The organism is Pantoea stewartii subsp. stewartii (assembly GCF_008801695.1).
In the GTDB taxonomy this organism is placed as follows: Bacteria; Pseudomonadota; Gammaproteobacteria; order Enterobacterales; family Enterobacteriaceae; genus Pantoea; species Pantoea stewartii.
This window is the reverse complement of sequence record NZ_VZPF01000119.1, coordinates 1-9064: the sequence shown is the minus strand read 5'-3', so window position 1 is coordinate 9064 and position 9064 is coordinate 1. Positions and strand designations below refer to the sequence as shown.

General features: G+C 53.9%; 8 protein-coding genes and 3 pseudogenes. 4 read left to right on the top strand and 7 right to left on the bottom strand.

What is annotated here, in order from left to right; genetic code table 11:
* Window positions 1–124: 124 nt before the first annotated feature.
* Window positions 125–754, bottom strand: a pseudogene (locus F7Q90_RS23475) (Cof-type HAD-IIB family hydrolase); the annotation flags it as partial.
* Window positions 755–808: 54 nt separating this feature from the next.
* Window positions 809–1801 (bottom strand): lysophospholipase L2, encoded by a 993-nt coding sequence (pldB, locus tag F7Q90_RS23470; RefSeq protein WP_006121462.1) that lies wholly within the window; start codon window positions 1799–1801, stop codon window positions 809–811.
* Window positions 1802–1915: 114 nt separating this feature from the next.
* Here pldB and rhtB point away from each other — a divergent pair, with 114 nt between their 5' ends.
* Entirely contained in the window at window positions 1916–2539 is a 624-nt protein-coding gene (rhtB, locus tag F7Q90_RS23465; RefSeq protein WP_006121461.1) for a homoserine/homoserine lactone efflux protein, read from the top strand.
* 64 nt (window positions 2540–2603) lie between these two features.
* On the opposite strand, the gene rhtC is transcribed toward rhtB, so the two are convergent.
* The 3 genes from rhtC to pldA are packed head-to-tail and all read right to left on the bottom strand — an operon-like array spanning window position 2604 to window position 5965.
* A complete protein-coding gene (gene rhtC / locus F7Q90_RS23460; RefSeq protein ID WP_006121460.1) occupies window positions 2604–3227 on the bottom strand; it encodes a threonine export protein RhtC in 624 nt (207 codons plus the stop codon).
* Window positions 3228–3239: 12 nt separating this feature from the next.
* The gene (gene recQ, locus F7Q90_RS23455; RefSeq protein ID WP_006121459.1) at window positions 3240–5066 is read right to left on the bottom strand and encodes an ATP-dependent DNA helicase RecQ; all 1827 of its coding nucleotides are present in this window, start codon (window positions 5064–5066) and stop codon (window positions 3240–3242) included.
* Window positions 5067–5089: 23 nt separating this feature from the next.
* Window positions 5090–5965 (bottom strand): phospholipase A, encoded by an 876-nt coding sequence (gene pldA, locus F7Q90_RS23450; protein WP_006121458.1) that lies wholly within the window; start codon window positions 5963–5965, stop codon window positions 5090–5092.
* 190 nt (window positions 5966–6155) lie between these two features.
* Here pldA and F7Q90_RS23445 point away from each other — a divergent pair, with 190 nt between their 5' ends.
* Window positions 6156–6626, top strand: a complete 471-nt coding sequence (locus tag F7Q90_RS23445; protein WP_006121457.1) for a thioesterase family protein — start codon at window positions 6156–6158, stop codon at window positions 6624–6626.
* Between the two features lie 53 nt (window positions 6627–6679).
* On the opposite strand, the gene F7Q90_RS23440 is transcribed toward F7Q90_RS23445, so the two are convergent.
* Complete coding sequence (locus tag F7Q90_RS23440) at window positions 6680–7153, bottom strand: nuclear transport factor 2 family protein (RefSeq protein ID WP_006121456.1); 474 nt, start codon at window positions 7151–7153, stop codon at window positions 6680–6682.
* Window positions 7154–7386: 233 nt separating this feature from the next.
* On the opposite strand from F7Q90_RS23440, the gene F7Q90_RS23435 reads away from it, so the two are divergent.
* Together F7Q90_RS23435 and rarD are read left to right on the top strand one after the other, a co-directional pair.
* Entirely contained in the window at window positions 7387–7764 is a 378-nt protein-coding gene (locus F7Q90_RS23435) for a winged helix-turn-helix transcriptional regulator (RefSeq protein ID WP_006121455.1), read from the top strand.
* Between the two features lie 119 nt (window positions 7765–7883).
* A pseudogene (gene rarD, locus F7Q90_RS23430) lies at window positions 7884–8783 on the top strand (EamA family transporter RarD).
* On the opposite strand, the pseudogene F7Q90_RS23425 reads toward rarD, so the two are convergent.
* A pseudogene (locus tag F7Q90_RS23425) lies at window positions 8754–8936 on the bottom strand (AbrB family transcriptional regulator); the annotation flags it as partial. The pseudogenes rarD and F7Q90_RS23425 overlap by 30 nt on opposite strands.
* Between the last annotated feature and the right edge of the window lie 128 nt (window positions 8937–9064).

Sequence of the window (9064 nt, the reverse complement as noted above, 5' to 3'; positions counted from 1 at the left end):
TGGAGGCGAAGCGCCTCAAGGAGCCATGTCCGGTGTTTCACGCGATAGTGTCCATTAAAAAATGATGGACACTATTTTCCCGGAACCGGAGCCCGCTGCACAGACGGTTTAAATGTGACGCTTACATACAGTCTTTAAGCGTAAAGCCTAACTGTTTTGCCACCGCTTCCAGGGCATGGCCTTTTGACACGCCGCCTGCCATCACTTCGAGGCAGGTCGGCAGCGAAAAACTCACGTTAACCCTGTCACCCCAGCGTGCTTCGATGGCCTGCTCCATAGGGACAAGGTGTTCCGGTTCTTCACAGGTAAAAAAGACTTTGCTGATGCCATCCGTCGGCAGCATGCCCGGCTCATAAACCTGATAGTGAAAATCGGACTCGCGAAAATAATCCTTCTCCGCCGGACTGCAGCGGCTGACAAACCACTCATCGTCGCGATAAACATGCGTCAGCACGTCCGGATGATGATACTGCAGACCAAACAGATCGTGGGCGATGTCCGCGTCCAGATTGTGGCTAAAAACCAGCTCCCCTGCCGGATTGTGAACACGTGCGCCGTTTGACGTAATCATGTAAGCCGGAATCCCCAGCTTGTCACGCATTTGCCCGACATCAATGTGATGACGGCCTGTGGCAAAAATAAAGTGAATGCCCTGCGCGACAAGTTGCTGAAGCGTTTCGCGCGCATTGGCGGTCAGGCGATGTTCGGGAGAAAGCAGTGTGCCATCCAGATCGGACACAACAATGTGGTACATGAAAACCTCGGGTATCGGTGTCGGTTGGCCGTAGCCGGTAATGTAAATTGCGAACTAATGCTGCGATAAAAAGAAATCGACGATGGTATTGAGCGCTTCGGCGCGCATGCTGTCCTTTTCAAACAGGATCTCGTGGCGCGCGCCGCTGATAACCTGCGGTGTCCGGCCCTGACAGGGGTGACCGGCTGCCGCCATCGCGTCACAAAACAGATCCTGCGAGCGATTATCCACCACGCTGTCTTCACTGGCCTGCAGCACCAGCAACGGAGTCGTAATGTTATCCACCTGGCTCAGAATATTGCGCCCGGCATGAATCCCTTCTCTGACCCAGTGATACGTAGGTCCGCCCACGCGAATAGCCGGATCATCCGCATAAAAACGCAGACTGCGGCGGTAGCGCTCATGGCTGTGCGTTAACCGGTTTATGCCGAAAGGGTGCGCCCGCCAGCGCCCTGTGCCTAATGCATAACCCTCACGCACAGCGGGGCGCTTTTCCGCCCAGTCAAGAATCTTATGCGCCAGAAAAGCGGGTAACGGCAACGCAATCCCAAACATGGGAGCCACCAGCGCGGCGGCATGAAATGCACCGGGCTGACGCGCCAGGAAGAGCGTCAAAATCGCGCCGCCCATCGAATGAGCCAGTGCATAGCGCTGCTGATAATGACGGCTCACAATCTCTTTGAGATAAAGCGTTTCGAGGTCATCAACATAATGGCTGAACTCCACCACATGCCCGCGGTGAGAGTCATCCAGCAGACGATCCGATCGCCCCTGACCGCGATGATCGAGCACGATCACATCAAAGCCGCAGTGAAAAAGATCGTAAGCCAGTTCGGGATACTTAACGTAGCTTTCGATGCGCCCCGGCACGATAAGGATGACGCGTTTATGTTGCGGTGAAATGAACCGGACATAGCGCAATGTCAGGTTTCCAACGCCAGTGAATTCACACTCTTCACGGCTGTGCCAGAAATCAAGCAGTGGACCAGTAGCAAAGGCGGCAAAGGCCTTTTCGCGTCGCAGCCAGCTTGCCCTGTGTTGCTTCATCCGCCCTCCTGATTGCCGGAAAAAAAGAGTCTGAACGGCCGCATGATGTCCATGGCTCTGCGCAGCATTCTGGCGTATTGTGTCACACTTCAGACGAGACCGGGAGTACAACCCATGACCATCGAATGGTGGCTGACCTACCTTCTTACCACCACAATTCTGAGCCTCTCACCCGGCTCAGGCGCGATTAACACCATGAGCACCGGCATCAGCCAGGGTTATCGTGGTGCCGTCGCCTCCATCTCCGGTCTGCAGGTAGGGCTCGCGCTGCATATCGCCCTGGTAGGGATTGGTCTTGGCGCGCTGTTTTCTCAGTCGCTGCTGGCGTTTGAGATTCTGAAATGGGCCGGTGCCGGCTATCTGGTCTGGCTGGGTATTCAACAGTGGCGGGCTGCCGGCGCCATTGATCTCAACGCGATGTCAAAAGCGATGCCGCGTCGTCGCCTGTTTAAACGGGCTGTCATGGTGAACCTCACCAATCCCAAAAGTATTGTGTTTCTGGCCGCGCTGTTTCCGCAGTTTATCCTGCCTCATCAACCCCTTATGCTGCAGTATTTGGTTCTGGGCATAACCACCGTACTGGTGGATATCGTGGTGATGATTGGTTACGCCACCTTAGCGACGCGCATTGCAGGATGGATCAAAGGCCCTAAACAGATGAAGCTGATGAACCGTATTTTCGGGGGATTATTTATTGCGATTGGCGGACTGCTGGCCAGCGCAAGGCGAATGGCCTGATGTACACCTGCAGCCGCACGACAGAGCATACTGTCGGCGGCCGCATAAAGCCGGTCTGGCGACCTTAGCGTGACAGGATAAGATGAATGCCAAACCCGGCGAACAGTACGCCCGCCATGCCATCCACCCACTTCGCGGCACGCTGATATTTATCCCGCATCCATGGCAAAGCAAAAATTGCGGCGACCAGAGAAAACCATGCAAAGGTTTCGACGCTAATCAACACAAACAATCCCCAGCGCTCCAGCCCACCGACATCGTTACCGATAAATAATGAGAAGACGCTACCAAAATAGATCACCGCTTTGGGGTTAGAGAGATTGGTTAACAACCCTTTGATAAAGCTCATGCCTTTCTTTGGCAGATCGACGACAGGTTCCTGCTGTACCGGCTGCTTATGACGTTGACGCGCGGAACGGATCAGCTGCCATCCCATCCATAACAGGTAAAGCCCGCCACCGACCATGATGATTTGATGCAGCCAGGCCATTTTTTGCAGGATCAAATGCAGGCCCATTAACGCCACCGCTGCCCAGATCATGACCGCCAGCGTAATGCCCAACACACCCAACATCGCTTCTTTGCGCGAACGGCTGGCCGCCGTTTGCGAAACGAAAAAGAAATCCGGGCCGGGGCTCATGAGCGCAACAAGGTGGACCAACGCAATCGTGCCAAACAATATCAACATGGTAATGCCTCTTTACTCTTCATCAAGATGCTCTTTAATCATCAGCAAAAAGGGCTTACCGAAACGTTCGAGTTTACGGTGACCGACCCCATTCACGCTCAACATGTCTGACGCACTGACCGGCATCTGTTCCGCCATCTCCAGCAATGTGGCGTCGTTAAAGACCACATAGGGTGGAATGTTCTCTTCATCCGCTATCGCCTTACGCAGCTTGCGGAGTTTGGCAAACAGCTTACGGTCATAGTTACCCCCGTAGACTTTTGCCGAACTGCTGCTTTTCGGTCTGGTTGTAATGAGCCGTGGTACCGCCAGCATCAGCGGGACTTCACCGCGCAGCACCGGTCGGGCCGCTTCGGTAAGTTGCAGTGCAGAATGCATGGCAATATTTTGGGTGACTAACCCCAGATGAATCAGCTGACGCAGCACACTCACCCAATGCTCATGGCTGTTCTCTTTACCCAGCCCATAAACCGGCAGCTTGTCGTGACCCTGTTCACGGATACGATGATTGTTCGCGCCGCGCAAAACTTCAACGATGTAACCCATGCCAAATCGCTGGCCGACACGGTAAATACTCGAAAGCGCTTTCTGGGCTTCAACCAGACCGTCATAGCGCTTAGGCGGATCGAGACAGATATCGCAGTTACCACAAGGTTGCTGCCGCCCTTCACCAAAGTAGTTCAGCAGCACCAGACGGCGACAGGTCTGCGCTTCAGCAAAGGCGTTCATGGCATTCAATTTATGCCGCTCTATGTCCTGCAGCGGGCCGGGCTGTTTCTCTTCGAGACATTTACGTAACCAGGCCATATCTGCAGGATCATAAAGCATCATCGCTTCCGCAGGCAGGCCATCACGACCCGCACGGCCGGTTTCCTGATAGTAGGATTCGATATTGCGGGGAATGTCGAAATGGACCACAAACCGCACATTGGGTTTGTTAATGCCCATGCCAAACGCCACGGTGGCGACCACAATTTGCAGATCGTCGCGCTGAAACGCTTCCTGCACGCGGGCGCGCTGCGCGCTGTCGATACCGGCATGATAGGCACCCACGCTGAGACCGCGGCTCTGCAGGCGCGCGGCCGTGTCCTCAACTTTTGCCCGGCTGTTGCAGTAAATGATGCCGCACTTGCCCCGCTGATCCTGTACGTAACGCAGTAACTGCTCGGTGGGTTTGAATTTTTCCACCAGCGTATAGCGTATATTAGGTCGATCAAAACTGCTGATTTGAATCAGCGGGTCCTGCATATGCAGCAGGTTGACGATATCAAGGCGGGTGGTTTCGTCGGCGGTCGCCGTGAGCGCCATAACCGGCAGATCGGGAAAGCGCTGACGCATCTGCCCCAGTGCGCCGTACTCGGGCCGGAAATCGTGTCCCCACTGAGAAATGCAGTGCGCCTCATCCACCGCCAGCATCGCTGGCTGCCAGTGCGCCAGGCTTTCCAGGAAGTTATCCATCATCAGGCGTTCGGGCGCAATATAGAGCAACTTTACGCGTCCGTTTCGGCAGTCCGCCATGACGTTTTGCTGTTGCTCGCGGGTCATGGTCGAATTGAGACACGCCGCCGCAACACCATTTGCCAGCAGTTGATCCACCTGATCTTTCATCAGCGAGATCAAGGGCGAGACGACCAGTGTCAGCCCTTCACGCACCAGCGCGGGGATCTGATAGCAGAGTGATTTCCCGCCGCCGGTTGGCATCACCACCAGGCAGTCTCGCCCATTCAGCGCTTCATTGATAATGGCCTGCTGACCGGGACGAAACTGCTGGTAGCCGAAGGTATCCTGTAATACCTGCTGCGCCAACGCTTCCTGATTAAGAACTGCCGAGGTTGCCACTGTGATCCTGACTTGATGGTTAATTAAAATAAATCGTTGAGTGTCACGCCCACACCGACGCGTGTCTGACGATGGTTGTAGTCAATAAGGGATTCGCCATAGCCGCTAAACAGTTGCGTATAGAAACGAACGTGTTGGGTGATCGGATAACTCCAGCCCAGCGTAGCGCCGCCGTAGCCGCTATTCCAGTTATAGTTGCCTTCAACGCTGAAAATACTGTCGCCCATGGCGTAACCTAACTTCGCACGATAATAACCCATGTATTTGGTGATATCGGGGTTGTCGTCATTATTCGCGCTTTCTGAAATACGGAACCAGGGCTTGATCTCGGCCAGGAAGTTACCGTTCTGCGCCATCAGACGAGTATAAACACGGTTCCAGCTGCGTGAGGTCGGATCGCTGCGGCCGTTAGACTGATGATTCACACCGACCTCAACGTCACGCAGTGTCCAGCCGGCAAACGAGTAATCGGTCGCCCAGCCCAGGAAAATCTGTGGCTCATAGTTCGTCTCACGGAAAGGCGACGACTCTTTTTTATTGGATAACTGCCACCATGAGCGCTGAGTATAAGACGCCGCTAATACGGAGTTGTCACCGACGATGCCACGCCACAACGGAAATGCCAGGCTGAGCTGGAATTTCACTTCATCTTTACGTGCGTTTTTTGCCCAGTTGTAAGAGGAAATCGCCTCTTTATTTATGTCGCTGGTATAGGTGTAAAGCAGATAATTATTTTCGTAAGGATAAAGCACAAACGGGTTGTCGTGCTGCTCCAGCAGGTTGGCAATGATGCTGCCTCGCACCTGCGGTGCATCGTGAACATGTTTAATTGTGGCTTCGTCCGCCTGCGCCAAAGCAGGAAGTAACATTGCCGCCAGCAAGGCGCGATACTTACGCATAGGATTCTCCGGTGAAAACTGCGTATTCATAAAAGCGAATGGGTGTTGTAAAAAGCAGGACATTCTACACACAAAAGTGGGTGAACATCAGCGCTGATTTCCTAAACTGGAAACCCTGTCGAGCGAAGCATAGAATAAACATCTTATTAACATCTACAGTTCAATTACCAGCTGTTCAGGACTAAACACCATGTCATCCGTGCTATTGACTCAGCAGGACGCTCGCCGCCTCGTCGGTGAAATTTTTATTTATCACATGCCGTTTAATCAGGCGCTGGGTCTGGAACTGGATCGCCTGGAACCCGATTACGCAGAAATCAGTTTTGCCAACAAAACCATGCTGGTGGGCAATGCCGCCCAGCACATTCTTCATGGTGGTGTAACAGCAGCGGTACTGGATGTCGCCGCGGGCATGGTGTGCGTGAGCCATGCCTTGACACGTGATGAGCAGATAAGTGAAGACGTGCTGCGCCAGCGACTGTCCCGTATGGGGACGATTGATATGCGGGTGGATTATCTCCGTCCCGGACGGGGCGAGCGCTTTATTGCCAGCAGCCGTTTACTGCGTGCCGGCAATAAAGTCTCTGTGGCGCGGGTGGAATTACATAATGAGCAGGGCCTTTACATTGCCACCGCAACCGCGACCTACCTGACCGGTTAAGCGAATCGACGCGTGGCACCGTTCAGGCCCTGCCACACAGTATCCTGACTGCCTCAGAACATCGTATTGGTATTCGCTGAGGTCGCCGGTACGGCCTGAATCACATCCCAGTGCTCGACAATTTTGCCGTTTTTCACGCGGAAAATATCCGTAACAGCCTGACCACGATCGTGTTCACCATTGGTCGAGTGAACATGCAGCCATACCAGATCACCGTCGGTTGCACTGCGAACGATGCGCGCTTTTGACTGTGGGTTTTTGCTGAAAAAATCGCTGAAAAAGTTAACCAGCGGTGCCTTGCCATTCGGCACCCCGGGATTGTGCTGGCGGTAATCGTCCGCCACGACCCGGGCCGCTTCTGTCACCTTGTGCTGATTGAAAAATTGATTATAAAAGTTGATCACCAGCGCACGATTGGCCTCTTCCACGTTAAGATCGCGGCCTTCTTTCGGTTGCACGGCGTACCCAGCGCTCGCTGTCAGGATACCTGCCGTCAGCAGCAGGGTTTTCAGAAAGGTTGCCATCATTTTTCTCCTTGCTCATTCGTTACAGCGCTAACCGCTCCGCGCCAGAGGATCACTTTATACAGGGTGCCGGGCATGGCCCGGACGCGCCATCGGGTTTTGATATCACACCAGGTCACAAAAATAGACTGTTGTCGCTGCGGATGGTACATCCGCGCAAAATGGATAACAAGACGTCACTTTGTGCTGACTCAGTCACATGAAAGTGACTATTACAACGTGCAGGAACCCTTTCCATGTCTGTGTCATCCCCTAACACATTCAGTTATGAACAGCCTTGCCCCATTCGGGATGTACTTGACCGGATTGGCGATAAATGGAGTTTGCTGATTCTTGAGGCGCTGGCCGAGCGCACGCTGCGCTTCAATGAGCTGCACCGCCATATTGGCGATGTCGCTCGTCAGGTGCTGTCACGAACGCTGAAACGGCTGGAGGTGGACGGCTATATCCTGCGGACTCTTTATCCGGAAGTGCCGCCACGGGTTGAGTACAGTCTGACAGAGTTAGGTCGTTCTTTTCTTAAACCGATGCAGCAACTGATTGCGTGGGCGGATGACAATCATCAGGCCATTTGTCTTTCCCGCCAGCGTGCCCGTGAGCAGGACAAAGCCTGACCCTGCCTGTTGCCAGATCGGGCTACAGACATGACGGGGACTGCGGTAACATTGCGGCCCTCTGTCACGCCGCTTTCTCTCAGTGACTTTTGGTACAGAACGAACTTTCAGGATGATTTATGGATACCCAGCAAACCCGTCAGGGAATAGGTTTTGCGCTTGGCGCTTATTTCATATGGGGCATTGCACCTGCCTACTTCAAATTAGTTAAAGCCGTCCCTGCGACTGAAATCATGACGCACCGGGTAATCTGGTCAGCCTTGTTTATGCTGCTGTTGATTACGCTTAGCCGCAGCTGGGGGCAGGTCAGAAGCGTCGTGCGCCAACCCAAAAAGGTCTTGCTACTGGCGCTGACCGCCGTCACGGTGGGCGGTAACTGGCTGCTGTTTATCTGGGCGGTGAATAACCAGCATATGCTAGAAGCCAGTCTGGGCTATTTTATTAACCCTTTGATTAACGTTGTGTTTGGTATGGTTTTCCTGCGCGAACGTTTTCGTCGCCTGCAGTGGCTTGCTGTGGCGCTCGCTACCGCTGGCGTCCTTTTGCAGCTGTGGCAGTTTGGTTCGGTGCCGGTGATTGCATTAGGCCTGGCCTTCAGCTTTGCGTTTTACGGCCTCATGAGGAAGAAAATTCAGGTCGATGCTCAGAGCGGTATGCTGATTGAAACGCTGTAGCTGTTTCCGCTGGCCGCGCTGTATTTATTTGGTTTTGCAGACAGCAGTACCAGCCATCTTACCGCCAATCCCGCCAGCCTGAATCTGTTGCTGATCGCCGCAGGTATTGTGACCACCATTCCGCTGATGTTCTTTGCCGCAGCCTGTGCCCGGCTGCGCCTGTCGACGGTTGGCTTCTTTCAGTATCTTGGCCCAACGCTGATGTTCTTACTGGCGGTGCTGTTTTATGGCGAAACCATCACGCCGGATAAAATGCTGACGTTTGGCTTTATCTGGCTGGCATTGCTGGTCTTCATTCTGGATGCCGTCGTGTTTTCAGCGCGGGGCCGACTGCGCAAAGCGTGAAAGAAAACGCGCCATTGCCGGGCCGGTCAGGAGAATGGTGAATAACCGCAGGGTTTGCATCGCCATTACAAACGCCATATCCACTCCGCTTCCGGCCGCAATGATCGCCACGGTGTCCAGGCCAACTGGACTGGTGGCGAGATAGGCGGTCATCGGCTTTGTTGAATAAATCAGATTCGGGGCGAGTGTCCCTGTAGCAGGGCAGAGTTTCAGGCAATACGGACACTTTCTGGCATTCCTGCCTTTGTCATTCTGTTCAGCGCTCGAACCATGGCCAGAGC